This window comes from Myxacorys chilensis (genome assembly GCF_059505265.1).
In genome coordinates this window covers 1-21,966 of sequence record NZ_JCACKG010000062.1, presented here as the reverse complement: position 1 = coordinate 21,966, position 21,966 = coordinate 1, and the positions used below count along the sequence as shown (strand labels likewise).

Annotated in this window: 20 protein-coding genes, 1 tRNA gene and 2 pseudogenes; 11 read left to right on the top strand and 12 right to left on the bottom strand. The window is 48.2% G+C overall.

Going from position 1 to position 21,966, the window contains the following annotated elements:
* Nucleotides 1-69 precede the first annotated feature (69 nt).
* On the top strand, nt 70-1,452 hold the full coding sequence (gene psbC / locus AC5JLB_RS03380) for a photosystem II reaction center protein CP43 (protein WP_495872446.1): 1,383 nt from the start codon (nt 70-72) through the stop codon (nt 1,450-1,452).
* Nucleotides 1,453-1,531: 79 nt separating this feature from the next.
* Here psbC and AC5JLB_RS03375 read toward each other — a convergent pair whose 3' ends face one another.
* The 4 genes from AC5JLB_RS03375 to AC5JLB_RS03360 form a co-directional block, all read right to left on the bottom strand.
* On the bottom strand, nt 1,532-1,870 hold the full coding sequence (locus AC5JLB_RS03375; RefSeq protein WP_495872444.1) for a HepT-like ribonuclease domain-containing protein: 339 nt from the start codon (nt 1,868-1,870) through the stop codon (nt 1,532-1,534).
* Complete coding sequence (locus AC5JLB_RS03370; RefSeq protein ID WP_495872443.1) at nt 1,842-2,174, bottom strand: nucleotidyltransferase family protein; 333 nt, start codon at nt 2,172-2,174, stop codon at nt 1,842-1,844. Before AC5JLB_RS03370 ends, AC5JLB_RS03375 begins: the two co-directional genes overlap by 29 nt.
* Nucleotides 2,175-2,364: 190 nt before the next feature.
* Entirely contained in the window at nt 2,365-2,973 is a 609-nt protein-coding gene (locus tag AC5JLB_RS03365) for a hypothetical protein (protein ID WP_495872442.1), read from the bottom strand.
* Between the two features lie 435 nt (nt 2,974-3,408).
* Nucleotides 3,409-5,559, bottom strand: a complete 2,151-nt coding sequence (locus AC5JLB_RS03360; RefSeq protein WP_495872441.1) for a polyribonucleotide nucleotidyltransferase — start codon at nt 5,557-5,559, stop codon at nt 3,409-3,411.
* A gap of 573 nt (nt 5,560-6,132) precedes the next feature.
* Here AC5JLB_RS03360 and AC5JLB_RS03355 point away from each other — a divergent pair.
* From AC5JLB_RS03355 to AC5JLB_RS03335, 5 genes are all read left to right on the top strand, one after another.
* Nucleotides 6,133-9,297, top strand: coding sequence for a sll1366 family intein-prone helicase (locus AC5JLB_RS03355; protein WP_495872440.1), 3,165 nt, complete (start codon nt 6,133-6,135; stop codon nt 9,295-9,297).
* Nucleotides 9,298-9,382: 85 nt separating this feature from the next.
* Entirely contained in the window at nt 9,383-10,237 is an 855-nt protein-coding gene (locus AC5JLB_RS03350) for an alpha/beta hydrolase family protein (protein WP_495872439.1), read from the top strand.
* A gap of 238 nt (nt 10,238-10,475) precedes the next feature.
* On the top strand, nt 10,476-10,715 hold the full coding sequence (locus AC5JLB_RS03345; RefSeq protein ID WP_495872438.1) for a hypothetical protein: 240 nt from the start codon (nt 10,476-10,478) through the stop codon (nt 10,713-10,715).
* On the top strand, nt 10,687-11,121 hold the full coding sequence (locus AC5JLB_RS03340; RefSeq protein ID WP_495872437.1) for a type II toxin-antitoxin system VapC family toxin: 435 nt from the start codon (nt 10,687-10,689) through the stop codon (nt 11,119-11,121). Before AC5JLB_RS03345 ends, AC5JLB_RS03340 begins: the two co-directional genes overlap by 29 nt.
* Nucleotides 11,122-11,196: 75 nt before the next feature.
* Complete coding sequence (locus tag AC5JLB_RS03335; RefSeq protein ID WP_495872436.1) at nt 11,197-12,042, top strand: SWIM zinc finger family protein; 846 nt, start codon at nt 11,197-11,199, stop codon at nt 12,040-12,042.
* An 85-nt stretch (nt 12,043-12,127) separates the two neighbouring features.
* Here the strand turns inward: AC5JLB_RS03335 and AC5JLB_RS03330 are convergent, their stop codons facing one another.
* The 6 genes from AC5JLB_RS03330 to AC5JLB_RS03305 all read right to left on the bottom strand — a co-directional run bounded on the left by AC5JLB_RS03330 (nt 12,128) and on the right by AC5JLB_RS03305 (nt 16,913).
* Nucleotides 12,128-12,859: an ABC transporter ATP-binding protein gene (locus AC5JLB_RS03330; protein ID WP_495872435.1), complete on the bottom strand. Its 732-nt coding sequence runs from the start codon at nt 12,857-12,859 to the stop codon at nt 12,128-12,130.
* 98 nt (nt 12,860-12,957) lie between these two features.
* Entirely contained in the window at nt 12,958-13,185 is a 228-nt protein-coding gene (locus tag AC5JLB_RS03325; RefSeq protein ID WP_495692122.1) for a ferredoxin family protein, read from the bottom strand.
* Between the two features lie 119 nt (nt 13,186-13,304).
* On the bottom strand, nt 13,305-14,516 hold the full coding sequence (locus AC5JLB_RS03320; RefSeq protein ID WP_495872434.1) for an ATP phosphoribosyltransferase regulatory subunit: 1,212 nt from the start codon (nt 14,514-14,516) through the stop codon (nt 13,305-13,307).
* On the bottom strand, nt 14,516-15,472 hold the full coding sequence (locus AC5JLB_RS03315; RefSeq protein WP_495872433.1) for a J domain-containing protein: 957 nt from the start codon (nt 15,470-15,472) through the stop codon (nt 14,516-14,518). Before AC5JLB_RS03315 ends, AC5JLB_RS03320 begins: the two co-directional genes overlap by 1 nt.
* Nucleotides 15,473-15,611: 139 nt before the next feature.
* Nucleotides 15,612-16,427: an inositol monophosphatase family protein gene (locus tag AC5JLB_RS03310; protein WP_495872432.1), complete on the bottom strand. Its 816-nt coding sequence runs from the start codon at nt 16,425-16,427 to the stop codon at nt 15,612-15,614.
* A gap of 117 nt (nt 16,428-16,544) precedes the next feature.
* Nucleotides 16,545-16,913, bottom strand: a complete 369-nt coding sequence (locus AC5JLB_RS03305) for a 2Fe-2S iron-sulfur cluster-binding protein (protein ID WP_495872431.1) — start codon at nt 16,911-16,913, stop codon at nt 16,545-16,547.
* 86 nt (nt 16,914-16,999) lie between these two features.
* Between AC5JLB_RS03305 and AC5JLB_RS03300 the strand changes: the two genes are divergently transcribed.
* From AC5JLB_RS03300 to AC5JLB_RS03290, 3 genes and pseudogenes are all read left to right on the top strand, one after another.
* A tRNA-Ser gene (locus AC5JLB_RS03300) sits at nt 17,000-17,086 on the top strand.
* Between the two features lie 315 nt (nt 17,087-17,401).
* Nucleotides 17,402-18,162: pseudogene (locus tag AC5JLB_RS03295) on the top strand (IS5 family transposase).
* Between the two features lie 208 nt (nt 18,163-18,370).
* On the top strand, nt 18,371-18,694 hold the full coding sequence (locus AC5JLB_RS03290; RefSeq protein WP_495872430.1) for a thioredoxin family protein: 324 nt from the start codon (nt 18,371-18,373) through the stop codon (nt 18,692-18,694).
* Nucleotides 18,695-18,781: 87 nt separating this feature from the next.
* Here AC5JLB_RS03290 and AC5JLB_RS03285 read toward each other — a convergent pair whose 3' ends face one another.
* Nucleotides 18,782-18,997: a hypothetical protein gene (locus AC5JLB_RS03285; protein WP_495872429.1), complete on the bottom strand. Its 216-nt coding sequence runs from the start codon at nt 18,995-18,997 to the stop codon at nt 18,782-18,784.
* A 456-nt stretch (nt 18,998-19,453) separates the two neighbouring features.
* Between AC5JLB_RS03285 and AC5JLB_RS03280 the strand changes: the two genes are divergently transcribed.
* Nucleotides 19,454-19,894, top strand: coding sequence for a hypothetical protein (locus AC5JLB_RS03280; protein WP_495872428.1), 441 nt, complete (start codon nt 19,454-19,456; stop codon nt 19,892-19,894).
* 248 nt (nt 19,895-20,142) lie between these two features.
* Nucleotides 20,143-20,979 carry a DUF5996 family protein gene (locus tag AC5JLB_RS03275; RefSeq protein ID WP_495872445.1) on the top strand — a complete coding sequence of 279 codons (837 nt, stop codon included), beginning with the start codon at nt 20,143-20,145 and terminating at the stop codon, nt 20,977-20,979.
* 127 nt (nt 20,980-21,106) lie between these two features.
* Here the strand turns inward: AC5JLB_RS03275 and tnpA are convergent.
* A pseudogene (tnpA, locus tag AC5JLB_RS03270) lies at nt 21,107-21,510 on the bottom strand (IS200/IS605 family transposase); the annotation flags it as partial.
* Between the last annotated feature and the right edge of the window lie 456 nt (nt 21,511-21,966).

The following is a 21,966-nucleotide window of genomic DNA, read 5'->3' as shown; positions in this document are numbered from 1 at the left end:
TTCGCGCTTGGATGGCGGCGCAAGACCAGCCCCATGAACGCTTTGTATTCCCTGAGGAGGTTCTTCCCCGTGGTAACGCTCTCTAATGGCTCATTTGCAGGTAACCGCGACCAGGCATCCTCTGGATTTGCTTGGTGGTCTGGTAATGCACGTTTGATCAATCTTTCCGGTAAGCTGCTGGGTGCTCACGTTGCCCATTCAGGTCTTATTGTGTTTTGGGCTGGAGCAATGACTCTGTTTGAGGTTGCTCACTTCATTCCTGAAAAGCCCATGTATGAGCAGGGTCTGATTCTTCTTCCCCACCTTGCAACTTTAGGATGGGGTGTAGGACCTGGCGGTGAAGTAATCAATACCTTCCCGTACTTTGTGGTAGGTGTTTTACACCTAATTTCTTCTGCGGTTCTTGGTCTTGGCGGTATCTATCATGCTGTCCGAGGTCCTGAGACGCTTGAAGAGTATTCATCCTTCTTTGGCTACGACTGGAAGGATAAGAATCAGATGACCAATATCATTGGCTACCACCTCATTCTGTTAGGGTGCGGTGCGCTGCTGTTGGTTCTGAAAGCGATGTTCTTTGGTGGTGTGTATGACACTTGGGCACCCGGTGGCGGTGATGTCCGTGTGATTACAAACCCGACGCTGAATCCTGCAACCATCTTTGGCTATCTAATCAAAGCTCCATTTGGTGGCGAAGGCTGGATCATCAGCGTGGATAACATGGAGGACATCATCGGAGGTCACATTTGGGTTGGATTCATCTGCATCGCAGGCGGACTCTGGCACGTCTTCACCAAGCCTTTTGGTTGGGCGCGACGCGCGTTAATTTGGTCTGGTGAAGCGTATCTTTCCTACAGCTTAGGTGCGTTGTCCTTGATGGGTTTCATCGCGTCGATCATGGTGTGGTACAACAACACGGCGTATCCGAGTGAGTTCTTTGGTCCGACAGGTCCAGAAGCATCTCAAGCTCAAGCGTTGACCTTCTTGGTGCGTGACCAAAAGTTGGGTGCTAACGTGGGTTCTGCTCAAGGTCCGACCGGCCTAGGTAAGTACTTGATGCGATCGCCGACGGGTGAAATCATCTTTGGTGGTGAAACCATGCGCTTCTGGGACTTCCGTGGTCCTTGGTTGGAGCCTCTGCGCGGTCCTAACGGTCTGGATCTGAACAAGATTCGGAATGACATTCAGCCTTGGCAGGCACGACGTGCGGCTGAGTACATGACTCATGCGCCTTTGGGTTCTTTGAACTCAGTAGGTGGTGTGGCAACGGAGATCAACTCGTTTAACTACGTGTCTCCTCGTGCTTGGTTAGCATGTTCTCACTTTGTGCTTGGTTTCTTCTTCTTGATCGGTCACTTGTGGCACGCGGGTCGCGCTCGCGCTGCTGTGGCTGGTTTTGAAAGAGGAATCAACCGTGAGACTGAACCAGTATTGTCGATGCCTAACCTTGACTAGTTTGAGTTAGTTAAGTGAATAAAAAAGGGGCTGAGATCTCAGCCCCTTTTTTATTAGATCTATTTGGCAGAATAACGAGCTACTCATCAGGAGGGACTACTTTCTCTATCTCTAAAATCAAAGCTGGTAAACTATTTACTGCGGTATCCCAGACAGTATCTAGATCGATCTCGTCGTATTCATGTATGAGTCGATTTCTCATACCATTAATTGCAACCCAGGGGATTGTGATCAAGGTTTGTCGAGTTGTTTCAGAAACTCGTTTTGAGGCTTCGCCAATGATCAAAAATCTGCGGATCACGGCGTCTTGAAATTGCAGATCGGTGGTTAATTCGTCCCGCGATCTTCCAACAATGTAATTCATAACGATTTGGGCAGACTGCAAAATATCAAGTAGAGATTGAAGATCGCGTTCCATAAATCACCTGAGCAGAGGAGAGAATGGCCTTTCGACGCAGATAGTTACGGCTCGTTTCGATGCCTTTGCGAGTAACCAAATCAACGTCACGCTGAAAGAGTATTTTTAATTCGTCCTCCATGTAAGTTAAGTCAAACAAGGTTGGATGGGCTTCTGGATGAAATTGCACCATTACATCAATGTCGCTGTCGGGGCGGAAGTCGTCGCGCAGAACAGAACCAAAGAGGGCAAACTCGATGACTTGCCAGCGATCGCAGAACTCAGCAATTTTTTCCATTGGCAGTTCGATTGCAGGAATGGTCATGTCAGGTTTACCCCAAAGTTTCAAAGTGCTGATTTACGATCGCTAAAGTAGCGAAAGCAATAAAGACTAAGAGTGTAGGAAGTTGTTGAGTTCTCTCGTGTCAATTCAATTTGCAAGATTAGCGACGCACTATCTAACGTTCCTAGTCAGCGGCTGCAAATCACCTTGGAGACTCCATTGTCGGCTTCCTTCAGCCCAGTGGGTTATTAGCTGACGGTTGTAGCATGGAAGATTTATCCATGTATTGATCAAAATCATTGATAAACAAGCCTAAGATTTTACCTTGAGATAGCCCTTTATTGCCATGACCAAGATCTCTACGTATAGCTAGTAGTAACTCTTCCATACAAAGAACAGCTTGCTGACCATCACCAGAGTCACCATTATGTCTGAACTTATAGAATGCGTGTAGAACACTATCTGAACCCCAAACTATAACTTGTTGTGTAAAGCTGAACATGAAATCTTCCACTTCATCTTCTGGAAGTTGCTCACCTTTTTTGCTTGATCTTACAATTTTAAAAACAAAATCAATTAGCTCTTCATAAACTGGAATTTTCTTATCGCGGATCTCTTGGATAATTTTTGCTCTTCGCTCTAAAAACTTAGAGACAAGAACTGAAAATACAGAGACAAGAACGGTTGCAGAGGCTGCAACTATTGCAGCCGCAACTCTAGGATCAAGGGCAAGGAGTAAATCTGCGGCAATCTTCATCATTAAGTAGATTGCAACACCTATCAAAGCAAGAAGTGAAAATCCAAGAAGATTCTGTCCTACAGATTGTTGATTTTGCTGCACTTTATTATCAGAGAATAAGAACAAATTTATTATAGATTTTTAAATTTGAAGTTTGCCGATCTAATCGTTGCTTGCACACCTCATTCTTGAAATCGCTCTGCTCCATGTCGTATTCGCACCTCGCCTGTCGAAATTGATCAACGGGTATTGAGATCGCACCATCCTGTATCGAGTTTTGCATTGATCTAACTCGATTCCCTCACTCTCACATCGAGTTTGTACAAAACCTTTTCTGATACAGCTTGGTGGTATCGAGTTCGCGCAAAAAATTCTTTGATACAACTTAGCTGTATTGAGTTCACGATAGGCCTCCTCGATACAGCATTCCGATCCTTGATAACAAAGTCGCGTTTCGCGATCGCTTCAGAGCTTGTAAAAAAATCGCTCCCCAACCTCAATGGCTAGAGAGCGTAATCAATTGACTAGATGAGTTAATTAACCCGCCACGACTTCGCGAGCGGCAGTCGCGTCGTCAGGATGGATACCCAATCGAGTTAGGTTAACTCTGCCGCGATTGTCGATTTCTCGAATCTTGACCACGACTTCATCTCCAACGGCGACTTCATCTTCAACCTTGCCAACCCGATGATCAGCAAGTTGTGAGATGTGAACCATGCCTTCCTTGCCCGGCAGGAATTCGACAAAGGCTCCGATCGGGATGATTCGAGTCACCTTGCCTGCAAACGTATCACCTGCATTTAGCTTGCGCGTCATGCCTTGGATAATACTTCTGGCGCGTTTTGCTTTTTCACCATCGATCGCAGAGACCGTCACAGTTCCATCATCATCAATGTCGATCTTGGCCCCTGTCTCTTCGGTGATGCCTTTGATCGTTTTACCACCCGGACCAATCACCAAACCAATCATGTCTGGATCAATTTTGATTGTCAGGAGGCGAGGCGCATAGGGTGACATTTCCGCACGAGGCTGGTCGATTGCTTCGAGCATTTTGCTCAGAATGTGCAGACGCGCTGGTTTTGCCTGATTAATTGCATCGGCAATCACTTCCATCGGCAACCCGGTAATTTTCATATCAAGTTGCAGCGCGTTGATGCCTGTATCGGTTCCAGCGACTTTGAAATCCATATCGCCCAAAAAGTCTTCCATGCCTTGAATGTCGGTCAAGATGCGGATTTCTTCGCCTTCTTTGATCAGACCCATTGCTGCACCACTCACGGGCTTGATAATCGGAACGCCAGCATCCATCAGCGCTAACGTTGAAGCACAGACCGAACCCATCGAGGTAGAACCGTTAGAGGATAGCACCTCCGAAACGACGCGAATCACGTATGGGAACTCTTCTTTGGGCGGAAGCACGGGCAGCAGCGATCGCTCAGCCAATGCCCCGTGACCAATTTCGCGCCGACCGGGCGATCGCATCGGGCGAGTTTCACCAACAGAGTAGGGCGGGAAATTGTAGTGGTGGATGTAGCGCTTCTGAGCATCGGGATGGAAATCATCCAACAAATTTTGGGCCTCTCCCGGACTGCCAAGAGTAGCGATAGACAGCACTTGAGTCAGTCCGCGATTGAATAAACCTGTGCCGTGAACTCGCTTTGGCAAGACACCAGCGAAGCAAGAGATGGGGCGAACCTCATCGAGCTTTCGACCATCGACGCGCATTCCGTCTTCCACGATTTGACGCCGCATCAAGGCTTTGGTAACGGACTTGAAGGTGTTGCTCAGCACTTTTGGATTGTCGCTTGCCGCCACCTTCACAGCGTCGTCTTCCGGCAGTTCCGCGATCGCTTGAACAACCGTTTCCTTGATTTCATCTAACGCTGCGTCGCGGATAGTTTTATCTTTCTCAAAGCGGACTAAGACTTCTTTCACCGGAGCCGTGACGCGATCGCGGATGAAATCTTCCAGCGTCGGATCAGCTTTCGGGGCTTCTTCCTTAACCATTTCAATGCCGAGGGCGGCGATAAACTCGCGCTGAGCCTGAATGAGATCACGCACCGCTTCGTATCCGAAATCGATCGCCTCAATCATGTCAGCTTCGGGTAGCTGATTTGATCGCGCTTCGACCATGATCACGCCATCTGGAGATCCGGCGACTACTAAATCTAAGTCACCCGTTTCAATCTCCTCAAACGTGGGATTGATAATAAAATCGTCGCCCACTAAGCCGACGCGCACAGCTGCCATTGGCCCGTTGAACGGAATTTTGGCTAGTAACGTTGCGATCGAGGCTCCCGTAACCGCTAATACATCGGGGGGAACGCGCTCGTCCATAGACAGAGTCGTGGCTACAACCTGGATATCATCACGCAACCAGGACGGAAATAAGGGGCGCATCGGACGGTCAATCAAGCGGCTCGTGAGGACCGATTTTTCGGGGGGGCGTCCTTCACGTTTGAAAATTCCACCGGGGATGCGTCCTCCAGCGTACATCCGCTCTTCGTAATCAACCAGCAATGGAAGGAAATCAATTCCTTCTCTCCCACTCGCACGGGTTGCTGCCACTAAAACTGCCGTATCTTCTGATTGAATTAAGACCGATCCTCCGGCTTGGGGGGCTAACATTCCAACTTTGAGTCGAATATCCCTACCATCAAAGGATATTGACTTCTCGAACTCTTGCATGAAGTGTTCCTTTCCTTTCTTGTTCTTTTTTCCTACTGAGGCAATCCTAGCACTGATAGATTAATGCAGCTTTCTTTGTCGGCAATTGTTGAAGAATCACGCATCTCACCTACAGTTTTGCCACGCTAAATCGACTTATTAGAAAGGTTTGAATCGAGTTGAGAAGAGAAGCTTTTGCCACACGCGCAAGCTCAGACAAAGATGCTCATGCTGTAGAATTATTTAGAAAGGCTTTGTGTTGCTGCAAGTTTAAAGTCTAGTGAGACACATTGCGATTAGTGTCACGTTAGGTTGCATTCCTCTGATTGCCATTTGTGTAGAAATTTAATTTTTATTAATTATTTAAGCGGCTGGTTAGCTCCCCATTACAGTCTGTAGCAGAAGTACTAGAACGCTGAAGTAGCTCGATAAGATCTCAGTGAGATGGAGTTGCCTACTTGCACTTTGCGATCGCGGAGTGCCACGGGATCGTCACCATCTGTCGCTCCATGAGTCAAATTAGGATTGGGGCGTCTAATACAACACAATTTCGTTCCCCATTTTTGAAGCCCATCGCGGAGATTTGAAGCTCGAATGGCAGTCTTACACGGTAGCTGGTTGCAAAGTCAGGACAGAGGTAGCCCAAGGAAGGGGAGTCTATTTTTGTGGGGCGAGACATGGCGACGCCTAGATGATTCAGTTCAGCCAGAACCGAATACAGTTTTGATTCATCCTTTTGAGATGGATCAAAAAGATCTATTGGAGTTCTTGAAACCGCTTCATGATGGCAAGCGATTGAACCTCCCTACATTCGCCAAACTGGTTGAAGACGTGCCAAAACGAGGAAGAAAGAGAGCAGCAGAGCCAATCGGTGAGTGGCAAACTCAAGTGATTGCATTGCCAACCGATAATTTGGTTCCACTTTTATCAGCGTCTGAGCTTGCGTCTGCCGATATTACTCTCCATCCTTGGCGGGTTGAAGGGCTGTGCTTAACGCCAGTAGAAGCGTTTCAATTTTTGAATTCGCTGCCGTTAGGATTGCCGAGTGGAGAGGATACGTTTCTGAGTGACGAGTTGCGGTATTGGTCACACATCGCGCGATGGGCATTAGATTTGTTAGCGCGATCGAAGTTTTTGCCAGAATTAATGGTTGAGGACGATCATGCGATCGCGCAGTGGGAAGTGTTGCTTGACAGCTCGACTGATCAGGCGCGTTTGAGGCAATTTGTCCGGCAGATGCCCTCCATCTGTCGCACCTATCAGCCGGATCAGGAAGATCTCTCGATTCAGTTACCCCTTGAGCCGAAGTCGCTACTGCTTGATTTTCTTAATCACATGATCGACGAGCAGATCCGAGGAACTGCCACAGCCTCCCCGTTACCCAACGGAACAGGTTCGATTAAATCTTGGCTGCAAGGACTAAGAGGCTCAATCCCTGACGTTGATCGCTCTGCTGTTGATTCGTTAGCCCCCATACTGGCGACTTGGAAAGCTCCGATCGCGGACTATCAGACCGATCAGTTTCGGGTGTGTTTTGCGCTCGTTCCACCTGCCCTGGGTCAACGAGATTGGATTCTAGAGTATTACTTGCAAGCAGTCGATGATGCTGACTTGATCATTCGTGCCCCTGTGATTTGGCAAAATCCGGTGGAGCGGTTTATTTACGCAGGTCGCGTGATCGAGCATCCTCAAGAGACGTTGTTAATGGGGCTGGGCTTAGCCTCGCGGTTGTATCCTTTGATCGAATCGAGCTTAGAAGATGTGCGTCCGCAGCGCTGCCTGCTTGAGCCAACGCAAGCCTATGACTTCATTATGAATGTGGCATGGCGGCTGCAAGATAGCGGACTTGGCGTAATTTTGCCGCCGAGTTTGGCAGAGCGTGGCGGCTGGGCAAATCGGCTGGGGCTAAAGATTCGAGCTTCGACTTCGACTCGGCGCAAGCAAGACCGATTAGGATTGCAGAGTTTGCTCAATTTTGAGTGGGAGTTGTCGATTGGCGGACACAGTTTGTCAAAGGCGCAGTTCGATCGCTTGGTGGCGCAGAACATGCCGTTAGTAGAGATTAACGGGGAATGGGTAGAACTGCGATCGCAAGACATTCGCTCTGCCCAATCCTTTTTTGCGGCTCGCAAAGATCAAACTACGCTATCGCTAGAAGATGCTTTGCGGATCAGTACGGGTGATACGCAAACAATGGAGAAGCTTCCAGTCGTAAGCTTTGAAGCCTCTGGAGCCTTACAAGAGCTAGTCACTGCACTAACTGGAAATCAAACCCTGGCTGAGATTACCACACCAAAGGAGTTTCGAGGAGAATTGAGAGCCTATCAATCACGCGGGGTGGCGTGGTTAGCCTTTTTGGAGAAGTGGGGGCTGGGTGCTTGTCTTGCAGACGACATGGGACTCGGTAAAACAATTCAATTCATTGCGTTCTTGCTGCACCTGAAGCAACAAAACCTCTTAGAGCGACCGATTTTGTTAGTTTGTCCAACCTCTGTTTTGGGCAACTGGGAACGGGAAGTGAAAAAGTTTGCGCCAACGCTGAGCGCGATCGTGCATCACGGCGACAAGCGACTTCAGGGACAAGCGTTTGCTAAAGCCGCACAGCAACACGCGCTAATTATCACAAGTTATGCCCTGCTGAATCGGGATCTCAAATCCTTGACCACTGTGGCATGGCAAGGCGTTGTGTTAGACGAAGCGCAAAATATTAAAAATCCAGAGGCAAAGCAATCGCAAGCGGTGAGACAGCTTGAAGCAGATTTTCGGATTGCGCTGACTGGAACGCCTGTTGAGAATCGGCTGTCGGAACTGTGGTCGATCTTAGATTTTCTTAATCCAGGGTATTTGGGCCCAAAGAATTTCTTTCAGCGTCGATTTGCAATTCCGATTGAGCGCTACGGCGATTCGACTTCGTTACAGACCTTACGATCGCTGGTTCAGCCCTTTATTTTGCGACGGCTCAAGAGCGATCGCACGATCATCCAAGACTTGCCCGAAAAGCAAGAGATGACCGTCTTTTGTGGATTATCTGCTGAGCAAGCAGCGTTGTATCAAGCCATTGTCGATCGATCACTAGAAGAAATTGAATCGGCTCAAGGAATCCAACGGAAAGGAATTATTTTGGCATTGCTAACGAAGTTAAAGCAAGTTTGCAATCATCCCGTGTTAGTCAATGCTGAAGGAAATGCGTCGACCCGACCGTTTCGGAATCAATCTGCGAAGTTGCAGCGCTTAGACGAGATGTTAGATGAAGCGGTGGCCGAGGGCGATCGCGCGATTGTCTTCACGCAATTTGCAGAATGGGGCAAACTTCTCAAATCGCATTTAGAAGGGCAACTAGAGCGAGAAGTGTTGTTCTTATATGGCGGAACATCGAAGAAACAGCGAGAAGCGATGATCGATCGGTTTCAGCACGACCCGCAAGGCCCACGCATCTTTCTGTTGTCGCTCAAAGCGGGCGGCGTCGGATTGAATTTGACTCGCGCCAATCATGTGTTTCATTTCGATCGGTGGTGGAATCCGGCGGTCGAAAATCAGGCCAGCGATCGCGTCTTTCGGATTGGACAAACTCGCAATGTGCAAATTCACAAATTCGTCTGTACTGGAACGCTAGAGGAGCGGATTCACGAGATGATTGAGAGCAAAAAGGCGTTAGCTGAACAAGTGGTCGGAACAGGTGAGAATTGGCTAACCGAGCTGAACACCGACCAACTGCGAAACCTACTATTACTCGATCGCAGCGCTATCATCGAAGAATAAAACTAGAACTGCTAAATCTATTGTTAGATGCTCATGGTTGCTGAAGACTAAGCTGTAAAAATCGACATCATGAACAAGCAAGCAAATGAGCCTTTTTCAAGTTCCTCTCATTCGGCAACTTCAAACTCTTGGATTGCTTCTGCTGTCCACGGTCGGTTTTACCCAAAGCTTAATAGCGAAGCAGTTAGAAGAGTTGATGCCTCTGGCTAAGCCTGAAGAAATAACATTCTCAAGTGGCAAGCTGACATTACATGGGTTTGTCCATAAACCGGAAGGTGATGGTCTTTACCCAGCAATTCTGTGGAATCATGGTAGCGAACAATATCCCAAGTCAGGCAAGTTGATGGCAAAACCCTTTGTCAATAGGGGTTATGTTGTATTTGTGCCGCACCGTCGTGGTCAAGGCAGTTCCAGCGATCAAAGCGAGTACATTATGGATTTGATTCGTCAGGAGCCAGAGTTCACAAGAGGGAAAAAGTTTGTTGAGCTTCAAGAAACTCATCAAGAGGATGTGATTGCTGCCTTATCCTACCTCAAGCAACTTCCTTATGTTGATTCAAACAGAATTGCGATGGCAGGTTGTTCTTTTGGAGGAATTCAAACTGTACTCGCAACGGAAAAGCAACTTGGACTACGGGGAACCATCACCTTTGCTCCAGCAGCAATGAGTTGGTCGAAAGTTCCTGAGCTGCGATCACGTTTAATCCAAGCAGTCCAATCAGCTACTGTTCCAATTCTTCTCATTCAAGCGAAAAATGACTATGATTTGAACCCCACAAAAACGATGGTAAAAGAACTTGAAAAGACAAATAAACCACATAAGTTATTAATCTTTCCTAAATTTGGTAAAACCCAGGCTGATGGACATAGTTTTTGTGTGCGAGGAGAACAGGTCTGGGGAAGCGAAGTATTCTCATTCCTCAGGTCTGTAATGCCGTAGCACGCATCTAACAATCCGCTTGCACACCGACCGTATAAAATTAGTCTGTTGAGAGCGAGAGTTCACTAACGGCGGGTGAAGCGGGGCGTTATCGTGATTTTTCTATAGGTTGTGTTCTTAATACAGAGGTTAGTTAATAACTGGTTTGGAACAACCGAGCATAGTTCTTGCCAGTTCTCTAAAGCTTAACTACAAGGGCGGGCTATACTTTAAGACAGATTGTAGATAGTGAAACGCTATGATGATTCAAGCCCTCGAAGCCGTCTTTGATGGTATCGCTCTACATCCTCAAGTGCCTTTGAATTTGGAAGCTGGTACACGAGTTCAGATTACGGTTGAAACAGTGTCACCCGGTTCAGAGGAACAACCAAAGTCGTTTCTTCAAACCGCTAAATCTTTGCGTTTGCAGGGTGAGCCAGACTGGTCAGTGAAGATCGACCAGCATTTTTATGGCGAAAGCGTTTCAGGTAATGATTGAAGTCTTCCTAGACACCTCTTTCGCCATCGCCCTGTCTTCTACTACGGATCAGAACCACATAAGGGCGATTCGGCTTGCTGACCAAATTGAGGCCAAGAAAACTCATTTGGTAACAACCCAGGCAATACTGCTAGAAATTGGAAATGCACTCTCCAAACAAAGATATAGAGTTTCAGCAATCCAGCTTCTTGAATCCCCTAACGCCGATCCAAACGTTGAAGTAGTTGAATTGACGAACGAGTTATATATGACGGCGTTCAATCTATTCAAACGCCGAGAAGACAAAGAGTGGGGATTAGCTGATTGTGTCTCATTCATTGTGATGCAGAATCGGGAAATGACAGATGCGCTAACGGCAGACGACCATTTTCATCAAGCCGGGTTTCGGGCGTTATTGAGAAGTTAAAGTGCTTGTACGGTGAGCCTAAGTTAGCTTTCACAAACTACATTTTCATCCCTCATCCCTCATCCCTCATCCCTCATGACTGACTCCTACTCTCAACCAAGCCGCGAATGGTGGGCACAGCGTTGGATCGATGTTCTCGAATCCTTTGGCTGGATTCGTCGCTTAGCCAGAGCGCGAACCTACGCTAGAGAAGGAAATGTGTTGAGTCTTGAGTTTGAAGGCGCAAAAGTAACCGCCGCCGTTCAAGGCACGGCTCCCGAACCTTACCACGTCTCTCTATCGCTCGATCCGTTTAGCGATGAGCAATGGAGTTATGTTGTTGAATCGATGGCAGAACGCGCGATCTTCTCGGCAAAACTTTTAGCGGGAGAAATGCCGCAAAATATTGAAGATGTCTTTACGGCAAACGGATTGAGCCTATTTCCCTTCAATAAATTTGATATTCACAGCCGCTGTTCGTGTCCTGATCCAGCGAATCCGTGTAAACACATTGGCGCAGTCTATTACTTACTCGGCGATCGCTTTAGTGAAGATCCGTTTGTGTTATTTCAACTGAGAGGACGAACGAAAGAACAAATTATTGCTGACTTGCGCCAAATTCGGGGAGCGGGAGACGCGATTAGCGCAGAGCGCAACTCCAATGGAACCGCAGCACCGTCGGATGAAACTGTGCCTGTCTCACAGACGCCTCGACCTACACCTTTGAACTGCGATCGCTTTTGGGAGTACCAAGAGCAGCTCGAACCATCGCTCATTGTCATCACGCCTCCACCAACCAGTGAGACAATTTTAGATGTGTTAGGTTCCATTCCGTTGAAAGCGGATGCAGCGGAAACTCAAGCGGTCATGGAATACTTTAAAGCCGTTTACCAAGCGGCGAGCATGAAAGCTGTACAAACCGCGATGTCAACCGAATCGTAAACATGGCTTCGCTGCAACACATACAAGACGTTTGTGCAGGTTTCTCGTTGCCAACCGACAGAACCCCTAGAAGGCAGACCAATCGCTAATGAGCTTTGCCTGCTCCTAAATAGAGTTCACCGACTTTTGGATTATTGAGTAAGTCCGAGCCTGCGCCTTCAAAGCGATCGCGCCCTGCTTCTAAAACATAGCCTCGATCTGCCATTTCTAACGCTTTGCGGGCGTTTTGCTCAACCAGTACGATCGCTGTTCCATCCTGATTAATCTGCTTGATTTGCTCGAACACCGCACTCACCAGAATGGGAGACAAAGCGGCAGACGGTTCATCGAGCAACAACAGATTTGGTTTGAGCATCAGCGCCTTGCCCAAGGCTAACATCTGGCGCTCTCCTCCTGAAAGCGTTCCGGCTCGCTGCTTGCGGCGTTCTGCCAATCTCGGAAACCGAGCAAAAATATCATCCTTGAGCGGTTGAAGAGCAACATCTCGCACAAATGCGCCCATTTCTAAATTTTCTTCCACACTCAGCGACGGAAATACATTCGCCAGTTGCGGAACGTAGCACATGCCTCGCCGCACAATTTGATCCGACTTCAGCCCCCCGATCGCTTGTCCCTTGAACTGAATGCTACCTGTGTTTGGAGTCAGTAGTCCGAAGATTGTTTTGGCAAGGGTTGATTTACCCGCTCCGTTGGGGCCAATAATGGCAACTAACTCGCCAGGATACACCCGCATATTAACGCCTTGCAGAATGTTCAAATCCTTGATGTAGCCAGCGTGAACATCTTGAACGTCAAGCAGGGCAGTCGTGGTTGTCATAGCAGTTAGAGGTCATAGCGGTTAGAGGTAAGCAAGGAGCAACCGATCAATGATTCATACACTGAACGTTACTCCTGCATTAGTGTTTACGAATAAATTTACTGCGGTGTGCTTTGCAAATCGGGGCGTTCTTCGGGCACGATCGCGCCTTCAACCGGACAAACTTGCAAACAAATTCCACAATCAATACACGTTGAAAAGTCAATCCAGTACCAGTCTGTTCCTTTGGTGTTTTTGCTAGGGCCTGGATGGATGCACGCGACAGGACAAGCATCGACACAGTCGGCGACGCCTTCGCAGATGTTGGTAACAATCGTATGAGACACAGGGGTTCGTTAGGGATGAAGGAAGAGGAAGGAGGGAGGGCGATGCCCCGCTTCGCGAGGAAAGAAGAGAATCTTCTAACATCGGGTAGCCCAAAGATTTATTGTATCGTTCCTGTTCCTTAATTCACCCGTTCGATCGCGGCGGAACCATCAGACTCGATCCAGGCAATTTGAGGAATGCGACGACCCCGGGCATACTCTCGAATCTGATCGTGATCGTGGCCGCTTAAGTCCATCTCGACCCGAACGAGATCGGATGAGTCTCGCAGCTTTTGAGCGTGAGTAAAAGCGATCGCATGGGTCTGCGACGTCTCCGAAACAACAAGCCAATCGCTTGTAGGTCCTTTGGTTGGCAGTTGTCCTGACGACAGCAAAATTTGATGCAGGGCTTCAAGCTGAAGCGAAAATCCGATCCCCGGCAGTGATTCGCCTTGGGGATGGTATAGCCCGAGAAGCTGATCGTAGCGTCCGCCCTGCCCGATCAAGGTTTGGCCTGACGCTGACTGACCGACGACTTCAAACACGATTCCGGTGTAGTAGTCGAACGTGCGAATCAGGCTCAGATCCAGCACGATCGGCACTTCCGCTTGGCTGTCTTGCAACAGATCGATTAACGACTTTAGATTGCGAACGGTTTCTTGTTGCGATGAATTGAGCGGCAGTTGACCCACTTTTTGCAAGACATTGGCAGGAGCACCGCGCAAATCGAGCAGTGTCAGGGCGCGATCGCGCAAGTCCTCTGACATTGACATTGTTTCTAGGGCAATCCGATCTAAATTGGCGATCGCGTAACGAACGGTGTCGCGTAACGTGTCTGGAAAAATAGACAGCAGCGATCGCGTTAGCCCTGCTTCGCCTAACACCAAATGTCCCGATAAATTCAGATTTTTTAGGCAATCCATCAGCAGCATTAATACTTCTGCATCTGCCAACAGTCCGCCCATACCCAGCAACTCGACACCTGCTTGATAAAACTCCTGCTGCCGCGTGTGATCGCCTTCTTGCGATCGGCGAAACACGTTGGCATTGTAGTAGAGCCGCTGCGGATAGGTGCTGCCTGCCATCCGTGTAATGGCCGCTCGTGCGATCGACGCGGTGAACTCTGGACGCAAACCCAGAGGTTCATCGTCAAGGTGCTGGAGTTGGATCACCGTTGAGCGTGCGATCGCGCCGCCCGCCATAAGAGTATCTAATCGCTCTAACGTGGAGGTGATAATGCGGTGATAGCCCCAGCGATGAAACACCTGCTGCAAGCGTTCTTCAAGCCAGTGTTTTTGGGCAACATCGAGGGGCAATAAATCGCGTGCGCCTGCTGGGGGCTGATAAACCATTATTTTTTCTTTCCACTAAATAGACTGCTAAACAGTCCGCTATTAGACTTGAGGTTACGATCGTTCTTACCAGGTTTTGCCGCACTTTGGGAAGTCGATGGAGCCGGATCAACTTTTTGCTTTCCCTCGATCGCGATCGGATCGTCAGGATTGAGCGCTAGGGCTTTGTTGAAATGGATTTTTGCCATTGTCGCTTGATTTTGCCGCAAATACACCATTCCCATTAGACTATGGCATCGGCTGTTATTGGGTTCAAGTTTTAGGGCATCGCGCAATTCTAGTGTGGCTTGAGCAAAATTTCCTTTAGCCATGAAATTTTCTGCCCGCCGATAATATTGATCAGCAACCGACTCTGAAGGCTTTGCAGGCACGACTGTTGTAGACGCTCCTGTCGATGCTCCCGTGGGTGAAGATGTGGGTGAAGACGTGGCAGACGCTCCGGTGTAGGTTGTTTTGGTTCCACTCGTTGTTTCATCTAAACCCGTTCGGCGCATTAGATAGGCCATGTTCAATTCACTCAATTGCGCCACCATTTCTGGGACTTGATCGAGGTGCTGAAACTGACGTTCTGCTAAATCTTGCAAAGCAGACCGATAAAATTGGTCAGGATTGCCAGCTTTAAGCATTTGTTGCGCCACGCTGCTCATTAGCTCAATCTCATGACGCTTGCGAGCCGCTGCCTGTCCTTTGAGCTTGAGTAACAACTCGTGTTCGGTGCGGTTCTTCTCCTGAGAGAGCTTTTCCCACGCTGGATTCACTAGCTTTGAAAGCAGTTGCGCGGCAAGCTGTTTGGCGTGTTCGGTGTCAGCAGTGCAGCTATCTGGATGGAGACGCCGGGCGATTTTTAAGTAGTTCTTCCGAATGTCTTTCACGTCGGACTCGACGGACACGCCCAAAATCGCGTGGTAGTCACTCATGTCCAGCGTGAATAAACCCCGATTAATTTGAAAGCTCATGTTCGTGTTGTCTACCTGTTCTGCTATGGACTCTATTCTGGGTGGGGGAAAGAGGTGAGGGGAAAGACCCTTTCCCACTGCTCCTCACTCTTTATAGTTCCTTAAAAATCAGTAGGGATAACGCATTTTAAGACAGTAGTTAAGACACTTGTTTGACGTGCATCAGTTCGCGGCTAAGGGCTTCGTGGATCTGTCCGTTGGTTGCTAAGATGCGACCAGAAGCGAAGTCAAAGGGAGTGCGATCGTACGCTGTGACTTCCCCCCCGGCTTCTCTCACCAACACCACCCCCGCCGCGCTATCCCAAGTCGAGAGTCCGCGTTCCCAGTAGCCGTCTAATCGTCCAGACGCGATATACGCTAAATCAAGCGCCGCCGCTCCGTCTCGTCGAACGCCCTGAGTTAAATGCGTAAGATGACAGAACTCAGGGTAATTTGTATCCGAGGTTTGGCGGCGATCGTAAGCGAATCCTGTCACAAGCAAACTCCGCTCTAAATCTGCCGTTTGTGACACGCGGATCGGCTGACGGTTGCAGGTTGCTCCTAATCCCTTGGCGGCGCGAAACAGGTCATTGTGAATCGGATCGAAGACGACGCCCACGTGAGGCACGCCGTTAATTAGCAGTCCAACTGATACTGCGAAGAAGGGATATTGATGGGCGTAGTTGGTAGTTCCGTCAAGCGGATCAATTGCCCATAGGTATTCACTTTGAGTATTATCAAATTGCCCAGACTCTTCCGCTAGGATGGAATGCTCTGGAACGTGCCGTCGCAGCACGTCTAGAATTGCCATCTCTGCCGCTTTGTCGGCTTCGGTGACTAAATCTCCCGGACGCCCTTTCTCCCGAATGTGTTCTAACTTGCCCCAGTGAGTTTGCAGAACGGCACCAGCACACGACGCTGCCTCGGTCGCGATGTCGAGAAAGACTTGAAGTTGACCTGGCGAAGGTTGAACCATTGAAGTTAGAGAACGTGAGTTTAAAGAACACAAGATCGAAAGCAAGTCTACCATTTTGGTAGTAGGTTGCCTGCATCTCTAGGCTACAGAGGCGACTTGCGATCGCTAGAGTTTTCCTTAATCCTCATCAAGCGGCAGTCCTCGCGTTACTTTTCCTTTGCCAAAAAATCGCCCAAACTGAAGCTCGTACACCTCATCTTCATCTTGAGTTTCGACCTCCAGGTCAGAACGGGCATAGCTGACGCACAATAGCGCATAGCCTTGACGCTGCAAGTCGGGAGACAGTCCTACTGCTTCGGGTTGATACAGGTCACCGGATAGAACTTTAACTGCACATGTGGTACAGGCTCCGTTGCGACAAGAGAACGGTAGCTCGACGCCTTGCTGCTCACCAGAGTGCAAAATGTAGCGATCGCTGGGCACACGAAAGCTAAAGTTGGTTCCGGTTTGACGATGATGAACGCGGACAGTATAAAACTCGGTCATAACGATAGAATTTTTTCGTTCTTTATTCAGTATGAGGCAACTTCTGCTAATATTGATTCTTAATGACTGTAAATACAGTTCCATCTGGAGAGATGGCCGAGTGGTTGAAGGCGCAGCACTGGAAATGCTGTGTAGGGGTAACTTTACCGAGGGTTCGAATCCCTCTCTCTCCGTTTTAAAATTCAAGTCCAGTGGGCCTTTCAGGAAGCCCTCAAGATTTCGAGGGCTTCTTTTCGTTTAAAGAAGTGAATGTTTGGCTCGTTGACGCTGTGATAGCTCTGGCGCAGAACTTGTAGGATGCCGAGTGTCAATTCCTTGGGCTTTCCTGGGTTGAAGTTGAAGACAAAGCCTCCACAGAGATACAAGATTCGTAAAGAATTACTTGTAAATCTAGTTAGCAGCAAATCCTTGATCAGAATGTCTAGAGCGTGCCATCAAATAGTTAAACTGGAAGCAGAAAACCAAGAGATGAAAAGAGCAGAGACCTCATGACACCTCGACGATACGCACTGCGAGATGACCAGTGGGAGCGAATCAAAGATTTCCTGCCCGGACGTGAAGGGTCTGTGGGCGTGATGGCAAAGGACAATCGGTTGTTTGTCGAAGCGGTGCTGTATCGCTACCGAGCCGGCATTCCTTGGCGAGATTTGCCAGAGCGATTCGGCGACTTTCGAGTGGTGCACACCCGCTTTAGTCGCTGGTCAAAGAGGGTGTGGGAGCGAGTGTTTCAACACTTAGCAGACGATGCGGACAACGAATACGCGATGATAGACTCCACGATTGTGCGCGCTCACCAGCACAGTGCGGGGGCAAAAGGGGGGAGCCAGAATCAGAAGCAATTGGTCGCAGCAAAGGGGGACTGAGCACGAAGATTCATGCCGTAGTAGATGCGTTGGGCAACCCGGTCAGCTTTCACCTCACCCCAGGATAAAGCAGCGATTTGGACGGCACCGACCAGCTACTACCCGCTGTGGTTGCCGACACTGTGCTTGGGGATAAAGCTTACGATGCCGATGAGCGAGTGATTGAGCCACTACAAGCGTAGGGAAAGACCGCTGTGATCTCGCCGCGCCGCAACTGTAAGCATCTGCGCCAGTATGACAAAGAGCTGTACAAAGCCCGCCACTTGATTGAGAACTTCTCTGCCAAGCTCAAGCAGTATCGAGCCATTGCGACGCGCTACGACAAGCGAGCAAGGAACTTTCTGGAGGCAATCTATCTCGCTGCTGCTGTCGTTTGGCTCAATTAATCACACGCCCTAATCTCCTTTGCAATTAAAGCTCAAGCCTACGGATGGTAGCGTGTAGACCTGTTAATCAGCTTCGATGCGTGTCGCAAAGAGGCAATTAACCGCGTATTTTACAAGGGCGATGCGCGATTCTAACCACAGGTCTACATGCTTGTCGGCGTCTTACAGAGTGCGACTATGAGATAATGCTGTTTTTGTAGGAAAGCCCATGACTGCTGCTTATATTCAAGATGAAGCTGAGTTCGATACGCTGCTAGAAACCGAGCCACTATTTGTAGTAGACTGCACAGCTACTTGGTGTGGGCCGTGCAAACTAGTTGCTCCTTTAATGGATCAACTGGCAGAGGAGTATCGCGATCGCGCTAAAGTCTTTAAGCTAGACCTCGATACCAACAAGCCTGTTGCTAAAAGATTTGGTATCCGCAGCATTCCCGCAGTCATGATCTTCAAGCAAGGCGAGTTGGCAGAAACGGTGGTCGGTGCTAAATCCTACGAAGACTTTAGCAGTGCTCTCGCTAACCATTTAGCTTAGTTGCAAAGTCTTAAATTTCGGCGTGGTCTTCTCTATCAGCTAGCTATATTCGTTTGACGAAGCTCCAGAGATCGCGTAGGTAGACAATTACACAGAATGACCTACGCGATTTCCGTCCGGATGATTGATTACTCGTAAACTGGAAGGATCGACGTAGTGACAAGTGGCTTGATCTTGACAAATCACAGCCCAACCCGCTTCATTGACTTCAATCAACTTGTAAGCTGTGTGCCGAACAAAAGCGCCTTTGTGGTTGCGAGTTCCAGAGTTAACGCCAAAGTTGTAACTATCATTGTTATTCATGTTCATCTCCTTGTAAAAACTGTATTAAGACGGGAATTGCTCTAGACCAATAAAACCGGATAGATAAAAGTAGTTTCTTTTTGTCTTCATTTAATAACCTAAGCCTATCGTTAAAATAATGAATGAATCGTCAAGTTGTTCAAATAAATGACTATATATATTAAGCAATTATCGATCACTTCTTTTAACAGTAACGGTTGAGGGTGGTTCTGAGAATTCTCAAAGTCTAAGAATTTTCAAAGATTGAGCGATCGCTTAGCCAAGGCAGAAAATTGGATATTCCACCTAGGATGAAATCGCAGTCATTACTTATCAAGATGGATGTATGGAAACTAAAGATTCGGTAAGCTCTACCGATAGTTACTACATACTCAGAAAGTCGTTTGTAATATTGCAGTGATCGAAAGCTCGTGTATTCATCTACTACTTAATCAATCACATTGGAGCTAACACTACATGAATACTGAACCTCTTGGTAGGATACCTTGGTTAGCTTTAGGAACACTGTGGTTAGCGTATGCCTTCCTGGGATGGTATTTAGCCGTGCATCACATTATTTGGCTCATTGGGGCAACTGTGATTGCTGTAATGCTGACAACTATCGGAAAAGGAACTCCTCTACTCAAGCAATTGTCATGGTTTAGCTTTCAAAGCTTGTTCATCACCATAGCGATCAGTTTGGCGATCAGCCTATGTCTCATCCTCTTCGTAAGCGATTTTCAGTTCTTGGGGTTAATTTTTCTCCCTGTCGTGGCGACGTTTTGGGCTGATCTTGAAATGCGTTCTGCTCAATTTGAGCAACATCAGATATTACTCTGGTTTGCCGCAATTGCTGGTTTAGGAATTGGCTTAGGCGAAGTGATCGATCTTTTTTTGATTCCCAGCATACCGTATTGAAAAAATAGCATCATTAATTACTCTGCCAATCGCTCATAATCTGGTGGCTCAGAATGACAAACATTAATGATAGACCTTGAGATAGTTTGTCGTTGATGCTGGTAAGGTTGTCGTATCTACTGCCAACTCTGAGCACGGAAATTCATATCATGGCGACTTCTGCTCATCGTTCGTCAACCGATCTTTGGCTTCCCTTGTCAGTCTCAGCTTGGCAGGACACCTACGAAACCCTGCATCTGTAGACTCAGATTGTCGGCAAAATTCGGTTAGTCTTAGCTCCTAAAATTAATCATTGGTGGCACTCGACGCTATATGTGACGCCACGCGGATTAACAACCTCAACAATTCCTAACGGTGTTCATAGCTTTCAAATCACGTTTGATTTTCTTGATCACCAACTCAAAATTGAGACGAGCGATGGCTTAACCAGAAGTATTGCCCTCGTTCCTCGATCGGTAGCTGATTTTTACCATGACGTCATGAACACCTTGAGCGAAATCGGCATTGAGGTGCAGATCTGGACGATGCCCCAAGAAGTGGCTGAACCGATTCCGTTTGAGCAGGATGATCAACATGCTGCTTACGATCCAGAGTCTGCTCAACGCTTCTGGCACATTCTGGTGCAAGCCGATCGCATCCTGAAGGTGTTTCGCTCCCGCTACGGTGGCAAGTGCAGCCCAGTGCATTTCTTCTGGGGCAGCTTTGATCTGGTGGTGACTCGCTTTTCTGGACGACGGGCACCAGAGCATCCAGGGGGTGTGCCCAACATGGCAGATTGGGTCACGCGAGAAGCATATTCCCACGAAGTCAGCAGTTGCGGCTTCTGGTTCGGAGCTGGTTCAACCGAAGCGCTGTTCTACGCTTATGCCTATCCAGCACCGGAAGGATTCAAAGAGTATTTAATTCAACCGAAAGAAGCTTTTTACAGCCCAGAGATGCAAGAGTTCATTCTGCCGTATGAAGCCGTACGACGAGCTGCCGATCCAGATACAGCTGTGCTGCATTTCCTCCAAAGCACGTATGAGGCAGCCGCGAATTTAGGACAGTGGGCTCGAGCTGAATTGGACATACCATCCAGTGGCTAAGTGCTAAATGTTCTATACCTTCAATGTTTTCAACTTGGGGATTTTCAACTTTTAGAATCTGAGTCACCAACCTCTGGCAAAGCCGGAGGTTTGGAAAGGGAAACCGCTCAAAGCGGATTAGCCTCTATCATTCATCCGATAACCGCAACTGTTCAATCCGTTGGTCTTCCTGCTCCTGTTCCTGAATGTACTTACGAACGGTTCCTTCATCCCGCCCTACCGTCGAAACATAGTACCCTCGCGCCCAGAGATGCTGTCCCACGAAGTTCTTCCGTTTTCCACCATAGTTTCGGGCAATCGCTTTGCGAAGTAGTTCCCCCTTCGGGGTAAACGTACTTTTACCTTTGATAAATCCTATCACTTGCGACACTGAGTACTTGGGGGGAATCGAGATCAGCATGTGACATGATCCGCACACAGGTGCCCTTCTTCGATCCGACACTCTTTCTGCCGCGCCAGGTCGTGGAAGATTTTGCCTAAATATCGACGCAATTCCTGATACATGGCTTTGCGTCGATATTTGGGGCTAAACCACTATGCACTGAAAGTGCATAAGTTCCTTCAGGGCTGAAAGCCCAAGTTAACTCGTTGTTGCAGGACGCACTGGGCCGTAAATTCCATCAACTTCCGTTCCATCGAGAATTCCATAATTACCTCTCAACGTCTAACAACCTCGCTAACAGAAGATGTGTAGCAGCTAAAGCCTTGCGCTAAAGCGCATAAGTTTTGACTAGCGTGTGTTGGATGACAATAGAAGCTGGCGGTGAATGTCAGGGGATTGGCGAGTGATTTCATTCTCCGGATGATCGCCAAAAGACTGCTTCTCTCATGAGAGAAGCAACAGCTACAAAAAAGACACCCTGAAAGAGTTCCATTGGTACATGGAGACTCGCCGAGTGTCTGAAAAAATTAAAACATATCAAACTCAAGTGTATATGACGGCACGAGAACAGGGCTTCACGCAAGTGGAAGCCGCAGAGTTGGCTG